20 protein-coding genes are annotated in these 23,983 nt (G+C 72.9%); 14 read left to right on the top strand and 6 right to left on the bottom strand.

The genetic code is table 11. From position 1 onward, the window contains the following. The first annotated feature begins 32 nt into the window (after positions 1–32). The 3 genes from ABZ865_RS01215 to ABZ865_RS01205 all read left to right on the top strand — a co-directional run bounded on the left by ABZ865_RS01215 (position 33) and on the right by ABZ865_RS01205 (position 3,447). Positions 33–1,307, top strand: a complete 1,275-nt coding sequence (locus tag ABZ865_RS01215) for a GAF domain-containing protein (RefSeq protein WP_361222197.1) — start codon at positions 33–35, stop codon at positions 1,305–1,307. A 157-nt stretch (positions 1,308–1,464) separates the two neighbouring features. Then, entirely contained in the window at positions 1,465–2,802 is a 1,338-nt protein-coding gene (locus tag ABZ865_RS01210) for a hypothetical protein (RefSeq protein WP_361222195.1), read from the top strand. Between the two features lie 78 nt (positions 2,803–2,880). Continuing rightward, positions 2,881–3,447: a GNAT family N-acetyltransferase gene (locus ABZ865_RS01205; RefSeq protein ID WP_361222193.1), complete on the top strand. Its 567-nt coding sequence runs from the start codon at positions 2,881–2,883 to the stop codon at positions 3,445–3,447. Here the strand turns inward: ABZ865_RS01205 and ABZ865_RS01200 are convergent. Then, a complete protein-coding gene (locus tag ABZ865_RS01200; RefSeq protein WP_361222191.1) occupies positions 3,360–6,368 on the bottom strand; it encodes an NACHT domain-containing protein in 3,009 nt (1,002 codons plus the stop codon). The genes ABZ865_RS01205 and ABZ865_RS01200 overlap by 88 nt on opposite strands. Positions 6,369–6,575: 207 nt before the next feature. Here ABZ865_RS01200 and ABZ865_RS01195 point away from each other — a divergent pair, with 207 nt between their 5' ends. The 11 genes from ABZ865_RS01195 to ABZ865_RS01145 all read left to right on the top strand — a co-directional run bounded on the left by ABZ865_RS01195 (position 6,576) and on the right by ABZ865_RS01145 (position 15,988). After that, positions 6,576–6,659 (top strand): putative leader peptide, encoded by an 84-nt coding sequence (locus tag ABZ865_RS01195; RefSeq protein WP_309486338.1) that lies wholly within the window; start codon positions 6,576–6,578, stop codon positions 6,657–6,659. Positions 6,660–6,793: 134 nt separating this feature from the next. Continuing rightward, on the top strand, positions 6,794–8,494 hold the full coding sequence (locus tag ABZ865_RS01190; protein WP_361222189.1) for a nitrite/sulfite reductase: 1,701 nt from the start codon (positions 6,794–6,796) through the stop codon (positions 8,492–8,494). Continuing rightward, the gene (locus ABZ865_RS01185; protein WP_100828898.1) at positions 8,491–8,673 is read left to right on the top strand and encodes a hypothetical protein; all 183 of its coding nucleotides are present in this window, start codon (positions 8,491–8,493) and stop codon (positions 8,671–8,673) included. The genes ABZ865_RS01190 and ABZ865_RS01185 overlap by 4 nt, the downstream gene beginning before the upstream one ends. Beyond that, entirely contained in the window at positions 8,670–9,380 is a 711-nt protein-coding gene (locus ABZ865_RS01180; RefSeq protein ID WP_361222187.1) for a phosphoadenylyl-sulfate reductase, read from the top strand. The genes ABZ865_RS01185 and ABZ865_RS01180 overlap by 4 nt, the downstream gene beginning before the upstream one ends. Continuing rightward, the gene (gene cysC / locus ABZ865_RS01175; protein WP_361222184.1) at positions 9,377–9,949 is read left to right on the top strand and encodes an adenylyl-sulfate kinase; all 573 of its coding nucleotides are present in this window, start codon (positions 9,377–9,379) and stop codon (positions 9,947–9,949) included. Before ABZ865_RS01180 ends, cysC begins: the two co-directional genes overlap by 4 nt. Continuing rightward, the gene (gene cysD, locus ABZ865_RS01170; RefSeq protein ID WP_361222182.1) at positions 9,946–10,881 is read left to right on the top strand and encodes a sulfate adenylyltransferase subunit CysD; all 936 of its coding nucleotides are present in this window, start codon (positions 9,946–9,948) and stop codon (positions 10,879–10,881) included. Before cysC ends, cysD begins: the two co-directional genes overlap by 4 nt. Before the next feature lie 2 nt (positions 10,882–10,883). Beyond that, positions 10,884–12,218 (top strand): GTP-binding protein, encoded by a 1,335-nt coding sequence (locus ABZ865_RS01165; protein ID WP_361222180.1) that lies wholly within the window; start codon positions 10,884–10,886, stop codon positions 12,216–12,218. Positions 12,219–12,443: 225 nt separating this feature from the next. Then, entirely contained in the window at positions 12,444–13,553 is a 1,110-nt protein-coding gene (locus ABZ865_RS01160; protein ID WP_361222178.1) for an aliphatic sulfonate ABC transporter substrate-binding protein, read from the top strand. A 32-nt stretch (positions 13,554–13,585) separates the two neighbouring features. After that, positions 13,586–14,371, top strand: coding sequence for an ABC transporter ATP-binding protein (locus tag ABZ865_RS01155; RefSeq protein ID WP_361222176.1), 786 nt, complete (start codon positions 13,586–13,588; stop codon positions 14,369–14,371). Continuing rightward, entirely contained in the window at positions 14,358–15,242 is an 885-nt protein-coding gene (locus tag ABZ865_RS01150; protein ID WP_361222174.1) for an ABC transporter permease, read from the top strand. The genes ABZ865_RS01155 and ABZ865_RS01150 overlap by 14 nt, the downstream gene beginning before the upstream one ends. Before the next feature lie 8 nt (positions 15,243–15,250). Then, a complete protein-coding gene (locus ABZ865_RS01145) occupies positions 15,251–15,988 on the top strand; it encodes a sirohydrochlorin chelatase (protein ID WP_361222172.1) in 738 nt (245 codons plus the stop codon). A 46-nt stretch (positions 15,989–16,034) separates the two neighbouring features. Here ABZ865_RS01145 and ABZ865_RS01140 read toward each other — a convergent pair whose 3' ends face one another. The 5 genes from ABZ865_RS01140 to ABZ865_RS01120 all read right to left on the bottom strand — a co-directional run bounded on the left by ABZ865_RS01140 (position 16,035) and on the right by ABZ865_RS01120 (position 23,952). After that, positions 16,035–16,328 (bottom strand): hypothetical protein, encoded by a 294-nt coding sequence (locus tag ABZ865_RS01140; RefSeq protein WP_361222170.1) that lies wholly within the window; start codon positions 16,326–16,328, stop codon positions 16,035–16,037. Positions 16,329–16,842: 514 nt separating this feature from the next. Continuing rightward, positions 16,843–17,478, bottom strand: coding sequence for a DsbA family protein (locus ABZ865_RS01135; RefSeq protein ID WP_361222168.1), 636 nt, complete (start codon positions 17,476–17,478; stop codon positions 16,843–16,845). 55 nt (positions 17,479–17,533) lie between these two features. Beyond that, positions 17,534–18,436, bottom strand: coding sequence for a sigma-70 family RNA polymerase sigma factor (locus ABZ865_RS01130; RefSeq protein WP_361224279.1), 903 nt, complete (start codon positions 18,434–18,436; stop codon positions 17,534–17,536). Positions 18,437–18,626: 190 nt separating this feature from the next. Further along, positions 18,627–23,639, bottom strand: a complete 5,013-nt coding sequence (locus tag ABZ865_RS01125; protein WP_361222166.1) for a trypsin-like serine protease — start codon at positions 23,637–23,639, stop codon at positions 18,627–18,629. Continuing rightward, entirely contained in the window at positions 23,632–23,952 is a 321-nt protein-coding gene (locus tag ABZ865_RS01120; protein WP_361222164.1) for a trypco2 family protein, read from the bottom strand. The genes ABZ865_RS01125 and ABZ865_RS01120 overlap by 8 nt, the downstream gene beginning before the upstream one ends. Between the last annotated feature and the right edge of the window lie 31 nt (positions 23,953–23,983).

Below are 23,983 nucleotides of genomic sequence, written 5' to 3'. Positions count from 1 at the left end.
TTTCCGGGAGGACCCCTGTGGTGAACCCGCCGATGAACCTGACGCGCCTGGCCGCCGTGGACGCGGCGCGGGCGGCGCGGGTGCTGAGCCAGGTGCGCGATGCCACGCTCGCCGGACAGCATGCGCGGATCCAGCCCCGGCCGGTGATCGAGCAGTCCTGGGGACGGATGCTGCGCAGCGGGGTCGATCCCGAACGGGACTTCAGATCGGGCCTGCTGTCCGCCGACGAGGTGCGACGCAGGCGGGAGGAGTCGCCGCTGCGGCACGTCCTGCCGGTGCTGCGGGAGGGCCTGCTTTCGGTCGCGGACGTCGCGCAGCACATCATGGTCGTCGCCGACGCGGACGGGCGCGTGCTCTGGCGGGAGGGCTCCTCGCAGGTGCTGCGCAAGGCCGACGGGCTCGGCTTCGAGCTCGGGGCGGACTGGCGCGAAGACGTCGTCGGCACCAACGGCGTGGGCACCCCGGCGGTCGTACGGCGGCCCGTGCAGGTCTTCGCCTCCGAGCACTTCGTGCGTTCGCACGGCTCCTGGACCTGCTCGGGCGCCCCGATCACCGACCCCAGGGACGGCCGGCTGATCGGCGTGGTGGACGTCAGCGGCCCGCTGGAGACCATGCATCCGGCGACCCTCGCCTGGGTGGACTCGGTGGCCAAGCTGGCCGAGGCCCGGCTGCGCGAGGTGCACCTGACCTCGCTGGAGGGGCTGCGGGCGGTGGCGGCGCCGGTGCTGGCCCGGCTGGACGGGCGGGCGCTGGTGGTGGACCGGGACGGCTGGGTGGCGGCCGTGACCGGGATGCCGTACGTGCGGCGTGTCATGCTGCCCAAGTCCCTGTCGCCGGGCCGCCGGTGGCTGGCGGCGCTGGGTTCGTGCGCGGTGGAGCCGCTGGCCGGGGGCTGGCTGCTGCGGGCCGCCGAGGAGCGGCTGGCCTCCGCCGCCACCCGGATCGTGCTGGACCTGAGCCGGCCGGCCCGCTGCACGGTGACAGTGACGGCGACCGCGGGCTCGTGGTCGCGCGAACTCAGCCCCCGGCACGCCGAGTTGCTGTACCTGCTGGCCGAGCACCGCTCCGGGCGCGGGGCGGCGGGGCTGGCGGAGGATGTTTTCGGCGATCCGTTGAGAACGGTCACGATCCGGGCCGAGATGTCGAGAATTCGCCGATATCTCGGGGATCTTCTGGAACACCGGCCGTATCGTTTCCGCGAGGGCGTGGAGGTCGAGGTGCTGGAGCCCGGCCAACCCCGTGACCTGCTGCCCCAGTCGACGGCCCCGGCGGTGGCACGGCGGCGGGCGGCGGGCGGGGACGCGTAGGGAAATCCCCCTACTCATGGGGGGTCATCCCCCTATTTGCGGGGTCTTCGCCCGCCGGCGCGCCTGGCTGCCGTAGCATCCTCTGACGGGCCTTCCCACCTGCTTCTCGGTCAACCCACGGATCACCAGGCGCAGTTGGCCAGCCTCGGGAGGAGACATGAAGCATCGCGGCAGACACCGCCGGCGCAGGCGGGGCGCGGCGCTGCGTGCGTTCCTGGCCGGAACCGCGCTGGCGCTCACCGCGGCGGCCACGCTGATCAGCGCCTCCCAGGCCACCGGGGGCGGGAACCCCGGCGCGCTCAAGCCCCTGACCTCCCCGGCGGACACCGGCCCGCTGCGCCTCCGGGAGCACCCGGTGCCTGCGCGGACGCTGAACCGGCTCGCCGCGTCCATGGGCCGCCCGGTCGGCGTGGACACCGTGCTGCGCAGCGCCGACCGCACGATGCGCGAGGCCGCCGACTGCGGCTCCGGGGACCGTGAGTCCCTCCCCTCCACGCCCGCCGCCACCCGCGCCTACTGCTGGGACCGGGCCGACACCGCGAGCCCCGCCTGGCGGCCCGCCTCGGTGACGACCTCCGGGGACGCCGACGACGACGGCGTCTGGGGCACCCACCGGGTGATCCTGGCCGGCTGGACGCACAGCACCACCACCGGCCCCGCCACCGAGCGGGGCCTCGCCAAGGTCGCCTTCGTCGACGTGGACGGCCCCGGCCGGCCCGCCTACCGCTGGGTCCTCCTGGTGGTGCCCGTCGACGGCGGCCGCGACTACCGCGGCCTCGCCTCCGGTGTCTCCGGCATGGCCTGGTACCAGGACAAGCTGCTGGTCACCACCAGGGCCGGCAGCGCCGACGCGCTCTACGTCTACGACCTCGACCGCATCCAGCGCACCACGGTGGACGGCCCCGCGATCGGCCGGGTGCCCGGCGGCTGGTCCGCCGACGGCTACGGCTATGTGATGCCCGCCGTAGGCTCCTACCGTCTGCCCGCCGGCCACTGCGCCGCATCCGGCGCGCGCCCCTGCCCCGGGACGCTCTCCCTGGACCGTACGACCGCACCCGCCGGCCTCGTCGCCGCCGAGTGGACCGCCCCCGGCACCGACCGCGGGTCCCGGCTGTGGCGGTACGCGCTCAGCGGCGACCCGGCGCGCGGCGGGCCGCTGGCCACCGACGCCGCCGGGCTGGCGGAGCCGGTCGAGGCGTACCGGACGCGGGCGAGCGGCATCCGGGGTGTGCTGTCGTACCGCGAGGCCGGGGCTTCGCACGCGTCCTGGTACGTGGGACAGCTGCCCGGATCGCTGGACGGCCACGGCCGGCTGTGGCGGCAGGACACCGACGGCGCGAAGGCCGCGCACTGCGGCTCGGACTCCACCCACCACTGCTGGGCGGAATCCACCGGCTCCCTCTCCTACTGGCAGGAGACGGGCGAGGTGTGGTCGCTGTCGGACCGGATGCTGTTCTCGGTCCCCCTGGCGGCGCTCGACCGGTCGCTGGGGTGAGCCCGGCGGTCGCCGGGCGCCCGCCCGCGTGACCCGGCGGATCGACAGACCGGCGGGCGGGATGATTCCCTGGCCCGCATGAGCAGCGTCCCTGTCACCACCTGGTCCCTGGAGCAGACCTCCCCGGCCGATCTTCTGCCGGCCGCCGCGCCCGAGGGCGACGCCGTGCGGATCGTGCGCGCCGAGGTCCCCTCCCCCGAGTTCAGCCGCTTCCTGTACGCCTCGGTCGGCGGCGACATCGGCTGGACGGACCGGCTCGGCTGGAGCTACGCGCGGTGGCAGGAGTACCTGGACCGGCCGGGTGTGGAGACGTGGGTGGCGTACGACCGGGGCACTCCCGCCGGGTACGTCGAGCTGGAGGCGCAGGACGAGGGCGTGGTCGAGATCGTCTACTTCGGTCTGATCCCGGCCTTCCGGGGCCGCCGTATCGGCGGTCACCTGCTGTCGTACGGCACCGCGCGCGCCTGGGACCTGGCCGAGCGGTGGCCGGAGCGGACGCCGACCAAGCGGGTGTGGCTGCACACGTGCAGCAAGGACGGCGAGTTCGCGATGGACAACTACCTGCGGCGGGGGTTCACGCTGTTCGACACCAAGGTGGAGCTTGAGCCGGATGTCGCCACGCCGGGACCCTGGCCGGGGGCGTAGGCGGTGTCCAGGGCGCGGACGAAGCGCTCCAGCTCCCAGTGGATGGTCGTGCGCGCGCTTCGGAGGTCCTTGAGCACGACGAAGCCCATGGCCGCGAACTGAACACCCACCACGGCCCTGGGGGTCCAGTTCGCGAGGGACACCGAAGGGTCGAAGAGCGTGGCGAGGGTGCTGCTGACCACCAGCGTGGGCAGCACCCACTGCTCGACGCGCCGTGCGATCCGGCCGTCCCTGGCCACCCAAGACACAGTGGCCAGGATCAGGCCGGCCAGGGCCGAAGCCAGGGTCAGGCCGACCGTCGGAGCGGCCCAGTCGGCGGCCGGCTTCCACCGATGCCAGCCGAGCAGTGGGGCGATCGAAATGGAGACCATTGCCACCCCGACGATCGCGGCCCCGATGAGCCCCCACCGGCTCGACCTGTCGCGGTCGGCCAGCCGGTCCGCGCACTGGTCCCAGATCGCCTTCGTGACGCAGCCGGAGGTCAGCAGGATCTCCAGGGTCTGCCGGGCCGCCTCGGGCGGCATGCGGCCGATCAGCCACCCTCGCCAGCGAGGCAGCGCACCGGCCGTCGTCATCTCGTGCACGACGTCTCTCTCCGCCTGCCGGCCTTCCCGGACCGACTCCACCGGGTCGTCCAGCTGAGCCACCCACCCGTCGACCGGGCCTTCGATCCGGACGGGTGAGTCGGCGTCCGGGTCCACGAGGGCGAGCGGGACGAGAATCCGGAGGTCGGGCCGGACATCGTCGGGCAGGGTGGCCTGGGGGTCGCGGGCGAGGCCGGACAGAAAGTGCGCCAGCGTGCCGACGGCCCTCGTCATCTGCTCGTCACCACGGCGCGCGAAGGGTTTCCACACCCAGTCACAGGCAGCCCCGTACGGCACCGGGGCGCGCGCGCCGCGGATCACTTCTTCGAGTCCGGGGTCGCGCAGCAGGTCGGCGAGGAACGCGGCCACGACCCGGTCATGGGGAGGGTCGCAGGCCTCCAGGCCGTTCAACAGCGCGAGCGTCGCCTTCTCCGTGCGCACCCGCCACAGCACCCGGGCCACCGGCCCCGGCACGCTGCCCCACTCCCCCTCAAGCGCCGGCACGGCCAGATCCCCCATCGCCACCAGCGCCTCCTCCGCGCCCGGCAGCGCCGGCAGCCCCTCCGCCAGGAAGCGCGCCGCCTTCAGCACGTTCGTCGCCGCCAGCGCCCGTACGGCCATGCGCGCCCGCGCGTCGTTCGCCGTGTCCCGAGCGGCCGCGCACAGCAGTTCGAACACCTCGGCGCCTCGCGCCCGTCGCTGCGCCGCCACCACCCCGAACGCCGCCACCACCGCCTCCTGCTCCAGGGCGGCCGAGTTGTCACCCAGCAGGGCGTGGAAGTGGGCGATGATCTCGTCCGCCAGGGCGTCGTCGATCAGCTGGGCGTCGGCGAGGCACTGGAAGGCCAGCAGGGGGTCGACGGCGAGGATCTCCCGGACCAGCGGTGTGCCGTCGCGGGGTTCGGCCCCGCACCACAGGCGGACGACCTCGCGCCAGACGTGGGGGTCCCCGCGGTACCGGTCCAGCAGGACGTCGGCCTGGAGGGCCGTCGCCGCGAGGTACTCCTGGAGGGTCAGGTGGGCGAACTGGTAGCGCTCGCCGTTGTCGATGGCCAGCAGGAGGCCGCTGCGGTCGACGATCTCCGCCAGGATCTCGTCCGTCTCCTCCAGGGGACGCCCGAGGCGTTCCAGGACCGTGCCGGTCTCCCGCCGTACCTTCTCGTACGGCATCGCCAGCCGGTCGTACGCGTCCGACGGGACGCTCTGCGCGGCCAGCGCGAGCTGTTGCAGGACCGCCCGCTTCAGCGTGGGCGGGAAGCGCCGCACCTTGTCGCGGTCGCGGTCGCGCAGCAGGCTGACGGTGACCTCGTTGTAGAAGTCGGCGCGGTTGTGCGGGAGGACCTGGTCGGTGCCGGCGTACTCGTAGCTGTAGAGGTGGGCGATCATCGTCAGGAGCAGCGGGTTGCGGGCCAGCGGCATCAGCTGGGGCGTGTCCCGCAGGGCGCCCAGCAGCTGTTCGACCGTGTCCGGCGCCAGGTTCCGCGGCCAGGGCCAGCCGTGCAGGAAGCGCTGGATGAGGCGGTCGTCGAACTCCTCGACCACGAGGACCGGGACGGCCTCCTCCGCGAACTCGCCCCGGTACACGGCAACCCGGCAGGTGACCACCGCACGGCAGCGGTCGTGCACCTTCATGAAGCGTCTGATCTCGGCGGCGACCCTCGGCCGCTGGGCGGTGGGGACCTCGTCCAGGCCGTCGAAGTACACCGCCAGACGGCCTTCGGTGAGGGCCCGCTCCACCCAGCTGCGGGCGTTCGGGAAGTCGTGGTCGGCGAAGTGGCCGACGATGTGCGTGGTGATGTCGCCCGCGTCCAGGTCGACGGAGTGGAGTGAGAGCAGCACCGGGATGTCGGTCAGCGGGCCCAGGTCGACCCGGTGTCGGCGCCGCGGGTCGTACCAGGTGCGGCGCGGGGGCCGGTCAGGGCGGTAGCGCTCGCGCGCCCAGGCCAGCACGGTGTGCCGCAGGAGCATCGTCTTGCCCGCGCCGGGTACGCCGAGCACCACCGCCTGGCGGGACTCGTGCAGCGAGGCCGCGGCCTCCCGCTGTTCGGTCCCTGACCCGGTGGCGGTGCGCAGCGGGACGTAGACGGACTCCATCTTCATGGCCTGGTTCTCGTCGGGCCGGAAGGAGACGGAGAAGGTGCGGTGCCGTTCATACATCTTGACCGTGTAGCGGCGCAGTGCCGTGCGGCGGAGCAGGGCACTGCCGGCCAGGCGGCGGTAGAGTGCGGCGCCCACCTTGTCCACCAGGCGTTTGAGCCAGTCCTTGAGTTTGAGGACCAGGACCCCCAGGACGAAGGCGCCCACCGCCGGCAGCCACTGCCGCACCTGGTCCCCCACGGCCGCTCCCCCGCTCGCCGTCTCACTCCCTGGACCGGCAGGATAGGGGCGGGGTGGTCGGGGTGTCCCCGGTTCGGACACAGGCCGCGGGGCGGTTCTGACACTCCCTACGAGACCCACGTCACAGCGTCTCGGAATGCGAGACATGGCCGTCCAGTATACGGATAACAGTGGACTGGCCAGAGATCCGCGTGACACGCTTCCGTCATGTCTGGAACTGGAATTGCCTTGGTGAGTCGGCGGCACGTCGACCTCGGCCGCATGTCCAGCGCCATCTGTCCGGCGAGCTGACCTCCCCAGCACCGCCGTTCTCCCAGCACTTCGCCTCCTGCCGCGCAATGACGCGCACTCATGCCCGCATGCGCTCATGTGCGCAGGTCAGAGCCGCTTTTCACCTGTCCCGATGTCCCGAAGGACGTAGAACCATGGCCGCCACCCCACAGAACCCTGCCGCCTCCGCGCCCCGTCGCAAGGTGAGCCGTCACCGCGGTGAGGGTCAGTGGGCCGTGGGTCACCTCACCCCGCTCAACGGCAACGAACAGTTCAAGAAGGACGACGACGGTCTCAACGTGCGGACACGCATTGAGACGATCTACTCCAAGCGCGGGTTCGACTCGATCGACCCGAACGACCTGCGCGGCCGTATGCGCTGGTGGGGGCTCTACACCCAGCGCAAGCCCGGGATCGACGGCGGCAAGACGGCGATCCTGGAGCCGGAGGAGCTGGACGACGAGTACTTCATGCTGCGGGTCCGCATCGACGGCGGCGCGCTGACCACGCGGCAGCTGCGGGTGATCGGTGAGATCTCGCAGGAGTTCGCGCGGGGCACCGCGGACATCACCGACCGGCAGAACGTCCAGTACCACTGGATCCGGATCGAGGACGTCCCCGCGATCTGGGAGCGCCTTGAGGGCGTGGGCCTGTCGACCGTCACCGCCTGCGGCGACACGCCGCGCGTGATGATCGGCTCGCCGGTCGCGGGCATCGCCGAGGACGAGATCATCGACGCCACCCCCGCGCTGGAGGAGATGAAGCGGCGCGTCCTGAACAACAAGGCGTACTCGAACCTCCCCCGCAAGTTCAAGACGGCCATCTCGGGTTCGCCGCTGCTGGACGTGGTGCACGAGATCAACGACGTCGCGTTCGTCGGCGTACGCCACCCCGAGCACGGACCGGGCTTCGACGTGTGGGTCGGCGGCGGCCTGTCCACCAACCCCAAGCTCGGTGTGCGGCTCGGCGCGTGGGTGCCCATCGACGAGGTCCCGGACGTCTACGAGGGCGTCATCTCGATCTTCCGTGACTACGGTTACCGCCGGCTGCGCAACCGGGCTCGTCTGAAGTTCCTCGTCGCCGACTGGGGCGCGGAGAAGTTCCGGCAGGTGCTGGAGGACGAGTACCTGGGCGGCCGCAAGCTGATCGACGGGCCCGCCCCAGAGCAGCCGGTCCAGCAGTGGCGCGACCACATCGGCGTGCACCGGCAGAAGGACGGCCGGTTCTACGTCGGGTTCGCCCCGCGGGTCGGCCGCGTCGACGGCGCCACGCTCACGAAGATCGCGGACCTCGCCGAGGCCCATGGCTCGGGCCGGGTGCGTACCACCGTCGAGCAGAAGATGATCGTCCTCGATGTCGAGGAGGGTCAGGTCGACTCGCTCGTCGAGGGCCTGGAGGCGCTGGACCTCACCGCCCGGCCGTCCTCGTTCCGGCGCGGCACCATGGCCTGCACCGGCATCGAGTTCTGCAAGCTGGCCATCGTCGAGACCAAGCAGCGTGGTGCGCAGCTGATCGACGAACTGGAGCGCCGTCTGCCGGACTTCGACGAGCCGCTCACCATCAACCTCAACGGCTGCCCCAACGCCTGCGCCCGTATCCAGGTCGCGGACATCGGTCTCAAGGGCCAGCTGGTCATCAACGACCAGGGCGAGCAGGTCGAGGGCTACCAGGTGCACCTCGGCGGCGCGCTGGGCCTGGAGCCGGGCTTCGGCCGCAAGGTCCGCGGCCTGAAGGTCACCTCGGACGAGCTGCCCGACTACATCGAGCGGGTGCTCAAGCGCTTCCAGGCCGAGCGCGAGGACGGCGAGCGGTTCGCCACGTGGGCGGCGCGCGCTTCCGAGGAGGCGCTGTCGTGAGCGAGCGTGCGGCGCCGTTCTACTGCCCCTACTGCGGCGACGAGGACCTGCGTCCGAGCGAGCAGGGTCATGGCGCCTGGGAATGCGGGGCCTGCAACCGCGCTTTCCAGCTGAAGTTCCTCGGGCTGCTCGCCCAGGGGCTGCAGCGTGCCGACAACGGAGGGGATGAGCGCAGATGACGACGGCTCAGGAAGAGCGTACGAGCGAAGGGTTGAGGCGGCTCGCCGAGCAGGCGGGCCGTGATCTGGAGGACGCCTCCGCCCTGGAGATCCTCCAGTGGGCGGTGGACACCTTCGGCAAGCGGTTCTGCGTCACCTCCTCCATGGAGGACGCGGTGGTCGCCCATCTCGCCTCCCGCGTGCTGAAGGGCGTGGACGTCGTCTTCCTCGACACCGGCTACCACTTCCCGGAGACCATCGGCACCCGGGACGCCGTCGAGGCCGTGATGGACGTCAACGTCATCACCCTCACGCCGAGGCAGACGGTCGCCGAGCAGGACGCGGAGTACGGCCCGAAGCTGCACGACCGCGACCCCGACCTGTGCTGCAAGCTGCGCAAGGTCCAGCCGCTGGAAGAGGGCCTGAAGGGCTACCAGGCGTGGGCGACCGGCCTGCGCCGCGACGAGTCCCCGACCCGGGCGAACACCCCGGTGGTCGGCTGGGACGAGAAGCGGCAGAAGGTCAAGATCTCCCCGATCGCCCGCTGGACCCAGGACGACGTGGACGCCTACGTCGCCGAACACGGCGTCCTGACCAACCCGTTGCTGATGGACGGCTACGCCTCCATCGGCTGCGCCCCGTGCACCCGGCGGGTCCTGGAGGGCGAGGACGCGCGCGCCGGCCGCTGGGCCGGGCGGGCCAAGACCGAATGCGGGCTGCACGGATGACGAGCGTGCTTTCGACGAACCAGGAGAACCAAGTGACCACCGGAGCCACCGTCTGGCTCACGGGTCTGCCGAGTGCCGGCAAGACCACCATCGCGTACGAGCTGGCCGCCCGGCTGCGCGGCGAGGGGCACCGCGTCGAGGTGCTCGACGGCGACGAGATCCGCGAGTTCATCTCGGCGGGCCTCGGTTTCTCCCGCGAGGACCGGCACACCAACGTGCAGCGCATCGGCTTCGTCGCCGAGCTGCTGGCCCGCAACGGCGTCAAGGCGCTGGTTCCGGTGATCGCCCCGTACGCGGACAGCCGTGAGGCGGTGCGCAAGCGGCACGACGAGAACGCCACGCCGTACCTGGAGATCCACGTGGCGACCCCGGTCGAGGTGTGCTCGGTGCGGGACGTGAAGGGGCTGTACGCCAAGCAGGCCGCGGGCGAGCTGACCGGGCTCACGGGGGTCGACGACCCCTACGAGGAGCCCGAGACGCCCGACCTGCGGATCGAGTCGCAGCACCAGAGCGTGCAGGAGTCCGCGGCGTCCGTGTACGCCCTGCTCAGCGAGAAGGGACTGGCATGACGACCGTGGCGACGACCGAGGAGGGTACGGGCACCCCGTACGCCCTCTCGCACCTGGACGCGCTCGAGTCCGAGGCGGTGCACATCTTCCGCGAGGTGGCGGGCGAGTTCGAGAACCCGGTGATCCTGTTCTCCGGCGGCAAGGACTCCATCGTCATGCTGCATCTCGCGCTGAAGGCGTTCGCGCCGGCCGCGATCCCGTTCTCGCTGCTGCATGTGGACACCGGACACAACTTCCCCGAGGTGCTGGAGTACCGGGACCGTGTGGTCGCCGCCCATGGGCTGCGCCTCCATGTGGCCTCCGTACAGGACTACATCGACCGGGGTGTGCTCAAGGAGCGTCCCGACGGCACCCGTAACCCGCTGCAGACGCTTCCGCTGACGGAGAAGATCCAGAGCGAGAAGTTCGACGCGGTCTTCGGCGGCGGCCGCCGGGACGAGGAGAAGGCCCGCGCCAAGGAGCGGGTGTTCTCGCTGCGCGACGAGTTCTCCCAGTGGGACCCGCGCCGGCAGCGGCCCGAGCTGTGGAACCTGTACAACGGCCGGCACGCCCCGGGCGAGCACGTCCGTGTCTTCCCGCTGTCCAACTGGACCGAGCTGGACGTCTGGCAGTACATCGACCGCGAGGGCATCGAGCTGCCGGAGATCTACTTCGCGCACGAGCGCGAGGTGTTCAAGCGCAGCGGGATGTGGCTGACGGCCGGCGAGTGGGGCGGGCCGAAGGACGGCGAGACCGTGGAGAAGCGGCTCGTCCGCTACCGGACCGTGGGTGACATGTCCTGCACCGGCGCCGTCGACTCCGACGCGACCACGCTGGACGCCGTCATCGCCGAGATCGCCGCCTCCCGGCTCACCGAGCGCGGCGCGACCCGCGCCGACGACAAGCTCTCCGAGGCCGCGATGGAAGACCGCAAGCGCGAGGGGTACTTCTAAGCATGAGCACGACCACGACCGAGGCGCTCTCGGCCACCACCCTGCTGCGGTTCGCCACCGCCGGCTCCGTCGACGACGGCAAGTCCACGCTCGTCGGACGGCTGCTGCACGACTCCAAGTCGGTCCTCGCCGACCAGCTGGAGGCCGTGGAGCGGGCGTCCGCGAGCCGCGGCCAGGACGGCCCGGACCTCGCGCTGCTCACCGACGGCCTGCGCGCCGAGCGCGAGCAGGGCATCACCATCGACGTGGCCTACCGCTACTTCGCCACGCCCAGGCGCCGGTTCATCCTCGCCGACACGCCCGGCCATGTGCAGTACACCCGCAACATGGTCACCGGCGCCTCCACGGCCGAGCTGACGGTGATCCTGGTCGACGCCCGCAACGGCGTGGTCGAGCAGACCCGCCGGCACGCGGCGATCGCCGCGCTGCTGCGCGTGCCGCACGTGGTCCTCGCCGTGAACAAGATGGACCTCGTCGACTACCAGGAGTCCGTGTTCGCCGCGATCGCCGAGGAGTTCACGGCGTACGCGACCGAGCTGGGCGTCCCCGAGGTCACCGCGATCCCGATCTCGGCGCTCGCCGGCGACAACGTGGTGGAGCCGTCCGCGACCATGGACTGGTACGGCGGCCCGACCGTCCTGGAGCACCTGGAGACCGTCCCGGTCAGCCACGACCTGGCGCACTGCCACGCCCGGCTGCCCGTGCAGTACGTGATCCGGCCGCAGACCGCCGAGCACCCCGACTACCGGGGGTACGCCGGCCAGATCGCGGCCGGCAGCTTCCGGGTCGGCGAGGAGGTCACCGTTCTGCCGTCCGGCCGGACGACGCGGATCTCCGGCATCGACCTGCTCGGCGAGCCGGTCGACGTGGCCTGGACGACGCAGTCGGTGACGGTGCTGCTCGCGGACGACATCGACGTCTCGCGCGGCGACCTGATCGTGCCGACGAAGGACGCCCCGGCCACCACGCAGGACGTGGAGGCGACCGTCTGCCACGTCGCCGACCAGCCGCTCACCGTCGGGCACCGGGTGCTGCTCAAGCACGGCACCCGCACGGTCAAGGCGATCGTCAAGGACATCCCGTCCCGGCTCACGCTCGACGACCTGTCCCTGCACCCGCACCCGGGCCGGCTCGTCGCCAACGACATCGGCCGCGTGAAGATCCGTACCGCCGAGCCGCTGCCGGTCGACTCCTACGCCGACTCGCGGCGCACGGGCTCGTTCATCCTGATCGACCCGAGCGACGGCACCACGCTCACCGCGGGCATGGTCGGCGAGTCGTTCGCGTCCCCGGAGCCGGTCAAGGACGAGGCCGAGGACGACGGGTGGGACTTCTGACATGAACCCGTACGACGTCTACTCCACGTTCGCGAAGGAGGGCGGCCGCGTCGGCAGCGGTGCCCTCGGCAGCGGGCAGGGCGGAGTGGCGCGATGTGTGCGTTGACGTACGCGCACCGCTTGCGCGCCCTCACCCCCCACCGCCTGCGTAAACGAAGACCTGCCGATCTCCCGGCCACGACCTGAGAGACCGTGACCGCCGGGCCAACGAGAGGAAAGCCTCCCGTGCCTGCCAACCGCTCGACGTTCCTTCGCCGCGGCATAGCCGTGGCCGTCGCACTCCCGCTCCTCACGCTCGCCGCCTGCAGCTACGGCTCCAAGGCCGACAAGGACAACACCACCAAGGTGGCCGCCGGGGCCAAGAAGATCGACGGACTCGACTCCGTCAAGATCGGCTACTTCGGCAATCTGACGCACGCCACGGCGCTGGTCGCCAACCAGAAGGGCTTCTTCCAGAAGGAGCTGGGCGCGACCGAGGCCAAGTACCAGGTCTTCAACGCGGGTCCCTCCGAGATCGAGGCGCTCAACTCGGGCTCCATCGACATCGGCTGGATCGGCCCGTCCCCGTCGATCAACGGCTACACCAAGTCCGACGGCAAGAACCTGCGCATCATCGGCGGTTCCGCGTCCGGCGGTGTGAAGCTGGTCGTCAACCCGAAGAAGATCAAGTCCCTGAAGGACGTCAAGGGCAAGAAGATCGCCACGCCTCAGCTGGGCAACACGCAGGACGTGGCGTTCCTCAACTGGGTGGCTGAGCAGGGCTGGAAGGTCGACCCGCAGAGCGGCAAGGGTGACGTCTCCGTCGTCCGCACGGACAACAAGGTGACCCCGGACGCCTACAAGTCCGGGTCCATCGACGGCGCCTGGGTGCCGGAGCCGACCGCGTCCAAGCTGGTCGCCGCGGGCGGCAAGGTGCTGCTGGACGAGGCCTCGCTGTGGCCGGACAAGAAGTTCGTGATCACGAACATCATCGTGTCCCAGAAGTTCCTCAAGGCGCACCCGAAGGCCGTCGAGGCGGTGCTGAAGGCGTCGGTCGAGACCAACAAGTGGATCAACGCCAACCCGGACGAGGCGAAGGCCGCCGCGAACAAGCAGCTGGGCGCCGACTCCGGCAAGGAGCTGCCGGCCGACGTCCTGGACCCGGCCTGGAAGTCCATCCAGATCACCGACGACCCGCTGGCCGCCACCCTCAACACCGAGGCGCAGCACGCGGTCAAGGCGGGCCTGCTGGAGAACCCGAAGCTGGATGGCATCTACGACCTCACTCTCCTGAACAAGGTCCTCGTGGCCGCGGGTGAGCGCTCCGTCAGCGACGCCGGTCTCGGCGCGAAGTAAGTCCGGATCCGAGTTCCCAGGAGGTGACGACCATGGCAACCGCCCTCGCCAAGGCCGCCGATGCCGAGGCAGTCGAGTACGCCGCCCGCATCGAGCACGTCTCGAAGTCCTTCGCCGGGCCGGCCGGGCAGCAGCTCGTCCTCGACGACATCACGCTGGATGTCGCTCCGGGCGAGTTCGTCACCCTCCTGGGAGCCTCGGGCTGCGGCAAGTCCACGCTGCTGAATCTGGTGGCGGGGCTCGACAAGCCCTCCGCCGGCGACATCGCGACCCATGGGCGGCCGGCCCTGATGTTCCAGGAGCACGCCCTGTTCCCGTGGCTGACCGCGGGCAAGAACATCGAACTCGCCCTGAAACTGCGGGGCGTTCCGAAGAACCTGCGGCGCGACCGGGCCGAGGAGCTGCTCGAACTCGTACGGCTGAAGGGCTCGTACGGCAAGCGGGTGCACGAGCTGTCCGGCGGTATGCGCCAGCGCGTGGCCATGGCCCGTGCGCTCGCGCAGGACAGCCAGCTGCTGCTGATGGACGAGCCGTTCGCGGCGCTGGACGCGATCACCCGCGACCTGCTGCACGACGAACTGACCCGGATCTGGGCGGAGACGGGGGTGTCGGTCCTGTTCGTCACGCACAACGTGCGCGAGGCGGTGCGGCTCGCCCAGCGGGTCGTGCTGCTGTCGTCCCGCCCGGGCCGGGTGGCCCGCGAGTGGCGGGTGGACATCCCCCAGCCGCGGCGCATCGAGGACGCGCCGGTCGCCGAACTGTCCCTCGAGATCACCGAAGTACTGCGTGGGGAGATCCGCCGACATGGCCAGCACTGAGACGAAGACCCCCGCGGACGCGGGCAGCGTCGAGGCGGGCCTGGACGCCCTGGAGACGGCCGTCACCGGCCGGACGCCGTTCCGGCAGACCTTTACGAGCAAGATCCTGCCGCCGCTCGTCGCCACCGCGCTGGTCCTGCTCGTGTGGCAGGCCCTGATCTCGTTCAGGATCGTGGACGACCCGACCAAACTGCCGTCCCCCGCCGACGTCGGCGCCGAGTTCAAGAAGGCCTGGCTCGAGGGCACGCTGTTCGACTACATCTGGACCAGCGTCTCGCGCGGTCTGCTCGGGTTCCTGTTCGCGCTGGCCATCGGCACCCCGCTGGGCCTGCTGGTGGCCCGGGTGAGGTTCCTGCGCGCCGCCATCGGCCCGGTGCTGTCCGGCCTCCAGTCGCTCCCCTCGGTGGCGTGGGTGCCGCCGGCGGTGATCTGGCTGGGCCTGAACAACTCGATGATGTACGCGGTGATCCTGCTCGGCGCGGTGCCGTCCATCGCCAACGGCCTGGTCTCCGGCATCGACCAGGTGCCGCCGCTGTTCCTGCGGGCGGGCCGCACGATGGGCGCGACCGGCCTGAGGGGCGCCTGGCACATCGTGCTGCCGGCCGCGCTGCCGGGCTACCTGGCCGGTCTGAAGCAGGGCTGGGCCTTCTCCTGGCGCTCGCTGATGGCCGCGGAGATCATCGCCTCCTCTCCCGACCTGGGCATCGGGTTGGGCGCGCTGCTGGAGAACGGCCGCAACGCCAGCTCCATGTCCATGGTGTTCGAGGCGATCTTCCTGATCCTGTTCGTCGGCATCGCCATCGACCTGCTGATCTTCAGCCCGCTGGAGCGGTGGGTGCTGCGCAGCCGCGGCCTGCTGGTGAAGGGCTGAGGCACGGCATGAGCGCTCCGGTTCTCCTCGTCATCGCCCACGGCAGCCGCGATCCGCGGCACGCGGCGACCGTGCACGCCCTGGTGGAGCGGGTGCGGTCGCTGCGGCCGGGGCTGCGCGTGGAGACCGGCTTCCTGGACTTCAACGTGCCCTCCGTGCAGGGGGTGCTGGAGTCGCTGGCGGCCGAGGGGGTGCGGGACGTCGTGGCGCTGCCGCTGCTGCTGACCCGCGCCTTCCACGCGAAGGCCGACATCCCCGCCGTCCTGCGGGACGCGCCGCCGCGGCTGCGGATCCGGCAGGCGGACGTGCTCGGCCCGTCCCCGCTGCTGCTGTCGGCGCTGGAGCGGCGGTTGTACGAGGCGGGGCTGAACCCCGCCGACAAGTCCTCCACCGGGGTCGTGCTGGCCTCGGCGGGGTCCTCCGACCCGGAGGCGATCGCGGTGATCGCCGATATCGCGCGGGAGTGGTGGCACACCGGTTGGTGCGCCGTGCGACCCGCGTTCGCCTCCGCATCTCTTCCGCGCACCGAGGACGCGGTACGGGAACTGCGCGCGGCCGGCTGCGAGCGCGTGGCCGTCGCCCCGTACGTGCTGGCGCCCGGGTTCCTCCCGGACCGCATCGCGCGGGGCGCGGCCGACGCCGATGTGCTGGGTGACGTGCTGGGCCCGGCACCCGAGGTGGCGCGGGTACTGCTGGACCGCTACGCCGAGGCCGCTCGGTCGGTCCCGTTGGCGCTGGGCGCCTGAGGCGGTCGCCCGGGCGGCACGGGCAGCCCGGGCGGTTCCGGGGTGGTCACAGTTCCAGCTCTTCCAGGAGCCGCCTGGTGAAGCCCAGGCTGCCGGTACCGGCCCCGGCCCCGATCACCACGACTTCCAGGTTGCTGCGGATCCGGCCCCGGTTGGGCGGCAGACCGTCGTCGACGGCCTGGGCCACCTCGGCCTGGACCACCTCTCCGTGCGGGACGAGGTGCGGGTACTCCACGCTGAGTGCGTCGACCAGCCCGTCGGCGAGCCGTGTCAGGGTTTCCAGGTCGTAACCGGAGTCGTGGCGGCGTGGGGTGCTGCCGTGGAAGTTGTAGGTGCTCAAGTCCTGTCCTCACTCCTGACCCGAGGGCCGGTCGGGCGCGGGCTACGGCGAAGGCGCACCGCCGAATTCGCTGGTGCCGACGACGTTACCGATGCGGTGGACCTCCCACCGACTCCCTACCGTGGACCTCAGGGTCGGTGACGCGGACAGAAGGCCGAAAACCGTCACCCGTTCGGGTGAATGACGTCCGTTGACCCGGCCGCGTCGCGTGCTCTCGCGCCGCCCGTCCGCCGTTGTGCGCCGGTCCCGCCCCAGGGACCGCGAGGTGGGTCCGGCACCGGGTTCGCGCGGGTCGGGTCCGCTCCGGGCGGCGGGGATCGTGGGCCGGTCGCGGTCCGGCGCTCCCCTGTGACGTCGGACCGCGACCGGCTCTTCGTTCTGCGTCCCGCCGGGCCCGCGTGTCACAGGGAACCGCCCGTCGTCGCTGCTGAGGGGCGGTTATCGGCCAACCTCTCGACGGGCATGGGAACTTGACACATCGGTCTCCGCCGTGATCGTGGCCGCGGGACCCGGATCAGTCGAAGCGGAGCGCTCCCGTGCGGGTGCGCTTGAGTTCGAAGAGGTCGGGGTGGCGGGCCAGCACCCGGAAGCTGTCGAAGAGTTCCGCCGCGTCCGCGCCGCGCGGAACGGCCCGCAGGACCGGGCCGAACCACACCGTGCCGTCGACATGGATGGTGGGCGTGCCCACGTAGCCGCCCGACTCCGGCTCGACGCCCGCCTCGTGGCTGCGGCGCACCGCGTCGTCGTACGACGGGTCGTGCGCCGCGTCCGCCAGCTCCGCCGCGAGCCCGAGTTCCGCCAGGGACTCGGCGACCACCACGTCGAAGTCCTTGACGCCCCGCTCGTGGATGCGGGTGCCGAACGCCGTGTACAGGTCGCGCAGCACCTTCTCGCCGTGCCGCTCGGCGGCTGCCACGGCGACCCGCACCGGGCCGATCGAACGGTCGACCAGGTCGCGGTACCAGTCGGGGAGTTCGTTGCCGATGTTGTGCAGGTAAAGGCTCATGGCGTGGAAGCGGAGGTCGAGCGGGCGGGCACGCTCGACCTCCAGCAGCCAGCGGGAGGTGATCCAGGCGAAGGGGCAGGCGGGGTCGAAGTAGAAGTCGACCCGGGTCGGCGTGGTCGTACGGCCGTTCTCGGAGTGCGTCATGACGTCGACGCTAGTGTGCGATTGGCGCAGAGTCCTGGTCCATTCGCCCGCTGATTCATTGGGCCACTTCGTCCTCGAAGACGTCGATCTCGATCTCCCGCAGACGGTCCGGCTCCGCGACGACGTCGATCCGGGTGATCGTGGCGTGGTCGTCGAACGTGAAGGCGAGGACCAGGCGCGGGCGCCCCTGCGGGGCCATGACCAGGCCGGGCCGGCCGTCGAGCAGGGCGACCCCGGTGACCTGGGCGCGGGCCATGGCGGCCATGGCGCCCTGGGCGACGGGTTCGGCGCCGCGGACGGTGATCGGCTCGGGCGTGGGGACGACCAGGGCGTCGGCGTGCAGCACCACGTCGGGGGCGAGCAGGGCGACCAGGGCCGCGAAGTCGCCGCCGCGGGTCGCGGCCAGGAACGCCTCGACGGCCGCGCGCCGGCGTCCGCCGTCCGCGGTCGGCGCGGGCGTCCGACCCCGGACCCGGCGACGGGCACGGCTGGCCAGCTGCCGGGTGGCGGCCGGGGTCTTCTCCAGCAGCGGGGCGATCTCGTCGAACGGCACGGAGAACATGTCGTGCAGGACGAAGGCGACCCGCTCGGCGGGTGCCAGGGTGTCGAGGACCACGAGCAGGGCGACACCGACCTCGTCGGCCAGCAGCGCCTCGCGGGCCGGATCGCCCGCGCCGTCCGACGGCGCCGACTCCCGTGCGTGGGCGGGCTCGTGGCCCTGCCCGGGCGCGTCGAGGAACTCCTCGCGCCGGTTGCGGCGGGCGCGCAGCAGGTTCAGGCAGACCCGGGTGACGACCGTGGTCAGCCAGCCGGTGAGGTTCTCGACCTCGCCGATGTCGCCCTGCCGGGCGCGCAGCCAGGCCTCCTGCAGGGCGTCGTCGGCCTCCGCCGCCGAGCCGAGCAGCCGGTACGCCACGGCCGTCAGATGCGCCCGGTCCGCCTCGAACCGCGCCGCCAGCACCGCCCCGACGTCAGCCGCGCCGGCCGCACCGGAACCCGCGCCTGCCTCTGCCCCTGCGGTCGCGTCCCCCGTGATGTCGTCCACCGCGCTCCATCCCCTCCACTCGCACGCCGGGCGCGCGCAGTCCCGCGAGCGGCCCGGTGCCATCGAAGCGCCGAACGCGCCCGGAGATCAACTGTCCGGAAGGTCACGCCGCCCCGGCCGACTCCATGACGAGGGCGACCAGGTCCGCCAGGACCTCTGGGGCGAGGAGGGCGATCGCCTCGACCGCCGGTACCCAGTTGCCGACGCTCAGGGCCTCCGCCACCAGGGCGCGGGCCTCGGCGCCGTGTTTGGAGGCGGGCCCCTCGTCCGGGTCGGCGCGGTCCGCCCCGGCCAGGGTGAGCGCGGCGCCGACGAGGACGCGCGCCTTCACCGCGGGGTCGGCGGCGGTGCGGCCGAGGTCGGCGGTCTCCCGGGTGAGGGCGATGGCGTCGTCGGTGTGTCCCGCCTCGCCCACGGCGCGGGCGACGTGGATGAGGGCCTGGACGCGATGGTCCACGTGGGTGAGCGTGCGGGCCAGCCGCAGCGCCTCGCTCGGGCGCCCCTCGGCGGCCAGGCGGCGGACCAGGCCGCCGAGTTCGTACTCCTGACGGTCCGTGTGGGTCATCGTCCCGATCAGCTGCAGCGCCTCCGCGAGGCGGCCCTGGTCGGTCAGGAGGGCCACGACGGACACGAGCGCCTGGGCCTGCCGGTCGGTGTAGGTGATGCCGCGGGCCAGCTCCAGGGCCTCGTCGGTGCGGCCCTCCTCCGCCAGGGCGCGGACGACGTCGGCCATGGCCTGGGCCCGTAACTTGCCGTCGGTGACGCTCGCGACCTGGGCCAGGGCCTCGTCCGCGCCACGGCCGCGCGCCAGCGCCCGTACCACGATGGCGTGCGCGGCGGAGCGCGGCTGGGCCCCGGGGACGGACCGCGCGACGACGAGGGCGGCGTCGGGCCGGTCGGCCTCGGCCAGGGCCCGTACCACGGCGTGCAGCGCCTCGGCCCGGAGCTCACGGTGCGCGAGCTCGCGAGCGAGCTCGCGCGCCCGGTCGGCGTACCCGGTCAGGGCCAGCGCCCGGACCACGGCGGCCATCACCCGGTCGCGTGACTGGCGTTCGGTGAAGTCATGGGCGAGCGCGAGGGCGTCGTCGACGCGGTCCGCCTCGACGAGTGCCCGGGCGAGGAAGGTCATGGCCTCGGCCCGCCGGTCGGGGCGGCCGATGGTCCGGGCCAGCTCCTCGGCCTCCGTCAGGCGGCCGGCGCGGGCCAGCGCCCGGACCGCGACCGCCAGGGTGGTGCCGCCCCGTTCGACGTCGTCGATCGCGCGGGCCACGGCGTGGGCGTCGTCGGGCCGGTCGGCGTCGGCCAGGGCCCGTACGAGGGCCGTGAACGCGTCGGCCCTCCGGTCGGGCTGGGTGATCGTCCGCGCCAGTTCCTCGGCCTCGGTCACCCTCCCCTCCCGGGCCAGGGCGCCCACCACGACCACCGACTGGGCGGCGGCCCGGCCGGGATCGTCGATCAGCCGGGCGGCGTCGGCGGCGATGTCGGTGCGGCCGGCCTCGGCGAGGGCCCGTACGACGGCCGCCTGAGTCTCGGAGCGGCGGTCGTGGTTGCCGGCGGCGCGGGCCACGGCCATGGCCTCGCGGGCACGTTCGGCCGCCGCCTGCCTGCGGCCGGCGCGGGCCAGTGCCCAGGCGGCGACGGACAGGGCGGCGGCCCGCCGGTCCGGGTTGGTCAGGGCGGGCAGCAGGCCGACGGCCTCGTCGGCGAGGTCGGCGGCCGCGTCCAGGTGGCCGGAGCGGGCGAGGGCCCGGGCGGCGTCCGCCGAGACCTCGGCCCGCCGGTCGGCGGTGCCGGCCGCTCGGGCCAGGGCCGCCACGTCGTCCGCCCGGCCCGGCTCCTTGGCCGTCATGCGGGCGACGCCCTCCAGGACACGCGCCCGCAGGGCGGGCTGGGTGATGCCCTGGGCGAGGGTGAGGACCTCGTCCACGCGGCCGGCGTCGGCCACCGTGCGCAGGGCGGTCACCAGGGCTCCGGCCTGGCCGTCGCGGTCGCCGAGCGCGCCCGCCGCGAGCACGATCTCCCGGGCGAGCGTGACGGCCTGTGCGGTACGGCCGGCCGCGGCCAGCGCCTGGGCGGCGACCACCAGGGCCTCGACCTGGGGTTCCGGGTCGTCGATGGCGTACGCCCGCGCGAGGGCGTCGTCCGGGCGGCCGGCGTCGGCGAGGATCCGGACGACGTCCACCAGGGTCCCGGCCGCCCGGTGCGGGCGGCGCGCCCGGCGGGCGAAGTCGGCGCCCTCCTCGGCGAGTTCGGCCATCTCCTCGGCGACGCGGACGGCGTCGTCGGTGCGGCCGGCGCCGATCAGCGCCTGCGCGACGGTCTTCAGCGGGTGGGCGCGCCGGGCCGGGGCGACGGTGCGCGCGTAGGCGTGGGCGTCGTCGACGAGTCCGGCCTCGGTCAGCCCGTACACGACACCGTTCAGGATGTGGCCGCGCACTCCGGGCTGGGCGTGGGCGCGGGCGAGGCGCACGGTCCGGTGGGCCAGGGCGAGCGTTTCCTCGGTGCGGCCGGCCCGGGCCAGGGCGCGCAGGACGTGGGTGTGGGCCTCGGCCCGCCGGCTCGGATCGTCGATGGTGCGGGCGAGTTCCTCGGCGGTGTCCGGATCGTCGGCGTCGGCGTGGGCCCGTACGACGTGGGTCAGGGCCGCGGCGCGCTGCGCGGGGTCGTCCAGGGTGCGGGCGAGGGCCTCGGCGTCGTCGGGCCGGCCGGCGCCGGCCAGGATGCCCGCGATCCGCTCGTGGGCGTGGGCGGGCAGACCCCCCGGGGGCAGGCCGGCGAGGAGGGCGAGGGCGTCGTCCGCGAGACCGGCCTGGGCGAGCGCCTCCACGACGTGCACGAAGGGGTGCGGTGGCGGCCCGGGTTTGGTGAGCGTCAGGGCCACCGCGGCGGCCTCGCGGGCGAGCTCGACGGCGGCCTCCGCGCGGCCCGCGTGGGCCAGCGCCCGCACCGGGACGAGCAGGGCCCGGGTGCGCCGTGCGGGGTCGCTGACGCCGCGGGCGGCCTCGGTCGCCTGGGCGATGGTGTCCGGGCGCGCGTCCAGGCGCAGGATCTTCGGCAGCAGGTCGACGAGCCGGGCGGGTTCGTTCAGGGACCGGGCCAGGGCGATGGCCCGGCGCGCGTGCCCGAGTTCGGCCCAGGTCAGGATCACGTCGTCGGTGGCCCGACCGCCGCGCCCGCGCAGGGCCTCCCGGTGCAGGGCCAGGCGCAGGCAGGCGTGCAGGTCGGGTTCGGGGGCGCGCAGGTGGAGACGGAAGGCGTCGGTGATCTCGGACAGGGCCTGGGCGTCCGCTCCCGTGGTCTGCCACAGGCGTTCGTGCCGTACGGGGTCGGTGGCCAGGTCGGTCAGGCGTGCGGCGTCGCCAAGTTGGCGCAGCAGGACGGGGTAGCCGACGAGGAGGTACTCGGGGGTGTCCGCGGGCCAGCCGGCGTCGCGCCAGGTGCGGGCGTAGGCGTGCACACGGGCCCGGTAGGTGTCGACGGAGCCGGACATCCGGCCGAGAACGCGCTGGTCGAGTGCGTCGTGGCCCAGGGAGAACAGGGGCTCCGGTTCCGTGCCGTCGAGGGTCCACTCGGCCCGGCGGCGGCGGAAGGAGCGGCCGGCTTCCCCGTTGAGGGTCTGGGTGACCTCCCACGCGGCCCAGCGGGGGCGGTCCTCACCGTCCGCGCCCTCCTCGCGGGCCATGTGCGCGAGGTCGGCGGCGCTGAGTCCGCCTCCCGCCGCCGCGGTGACGCAGGCCACCTCGCGGCCCAGCGCCGGTCCCTCCCACAGCTCCGTCAGGGCGCGCTCGGCCGCCTGCCGGGCGACCCGGGCGGCCGGGGAGACGTCGAGCTGGTGGTCGATGGTCCGGTCGTGCAGCGGGTGTTCGTCCAGTACGTCGCTGGGGACGGGCGGGTCCGGCCGCCCGGCGACGAGGACGGACAGCCCGTCCGGCGGCCGGCGCGGCAGCAGCGCGGCGATGCTGTGTCCGCTGCCGCCGTCGGGCACGCCGGTGTCCTCGTCCAGCCCGTCGACGAGCAGGACCAGCCGGCGTCCCGCCGCCCGCGCCTGTTCGGCGGCGCGCTCCAGGCCGAGCAGGAACTGCCCCTCGGAGGTGCACACCAGGTCGGGGTCGTGCAGGTACTCGCGCAGCTGGCCCTGCATGGCGGCGAGGAAGGCGGTCTGGTCGGAGCGGCCGAGCTGGCGGCGGGTGACGAAGAACGCCAGGACGTCCACGCCCTGCGGCGGGTCCACGACGAACTGGGCCATCAGCGCGGTCTTGCCGGACCAGGCGGGGGCGAGCCAGCGCCAGTACCGGGGTGCGTCGGGGTCGTCGGCCGTGCAGAAGGCCGTCATCCGGGCCAGTTCGGGCTCGCGGCCCTCGAAGGTCTCGGCGGCGAACTGCTGGCGCACTTCCAGCCGGTAGCCCGAGGCGGGCACGGGCGGGCGGCCGTGGACGGGGACGAGCACCGGGGCGCCCACGCCGTGGCGGCGCAGGTGCGCGGTGAACTCCGGGTCGCCGGCGAAGGCGTGGGCGGGTACGGCGTGCAGCCGCCGGTTCGCGTGCAGGTCGTTGTTGACGATGGTCACGCCGACCAGGCGGTCGCGGCAGAACACGGCCGCGCCGGAGACCCCGCGCCAGGCCTGCGAGCCGTCGGGGAGCCGGTCGGGGCCGGCGCTCTGGTCCAGTGCGTAGAGGTCGTTGACGCCGGAGCCGCCGGTCATGGGCTGCAGCCGGCCGCCGAGCTGCTCCACGACCCGTTCGCCGTTCGGGGCCTTGCTGTGCCAGGGGAATCCGACGCCCTTGTACCGGATCGGGTCGCTGCCGTCGGGGCGGCCCCAGCGGACCGTGCCCGGCACGTCGACCGGCCGGTCCAGCTCCAGCAGGGCGATGTCCAGTCCGCCGGGGCCGATCCAGCACGGGGTGGCGTTCCGTTTCTGGACGGCCGCGCCGTCGTGCGGATGTCCGACCCTGACCCTGATCCGGGGCCAGGCCCGGCCCGTCCTGCGGGAGGTGACGACATGGCGGGCCGACAGGACGAGACCGGGCGCGATGAGGTAGCCGGTCCCGGCGGACATGAGGTGCGTCTCGTTGCCGCAGCGGACGTCCGTCAGGCGCAGCCGGTACGCCTCAGTCATCCTCGCCCCAGGGGACGCCTACCTCCTCGTCGCTCACCTCGGCCAGCCCACCGCCGGTGGCACGGTCCTTGACCTTGAGCTTGAGCACCAGCTTGTGGGTGCGGGCCGAGGAGTGGTTCCCGCCGAGGTCCACGCTCGCCACGCCGAAGCTCAGCTTGCCGCCGCCCTGGCCCTGGTTGCGCAGCTCCAGCATGAGTTCCAGCTGGGCTTCCTCGATCTCGAAGGCGAACTGTTCTCCCGCGCCCTCGCTCTGGGCGTCGTAGAGTTCCCGCCGCAGTTCCGCGATCGCCGCCGCCAGTCCGACCTCGGCCACCAGGTCCCCCCGCGTTCCTCGGGCCGGTGTG

It is taken from the genome of Streptomyces sp. NPDC047085 (assembly GCF_040643735.1).
Lineage (GTDB): Bacteria > Actinomycetota > Actinomycetes > Streptomycetales > Streptomycetaceae > Streptomyces.
The sequence above is the reverse complement of the archived record's forward strand: the minus strand, read 5'-3'. Positions and strand labels throughout refer to the sequence as shown.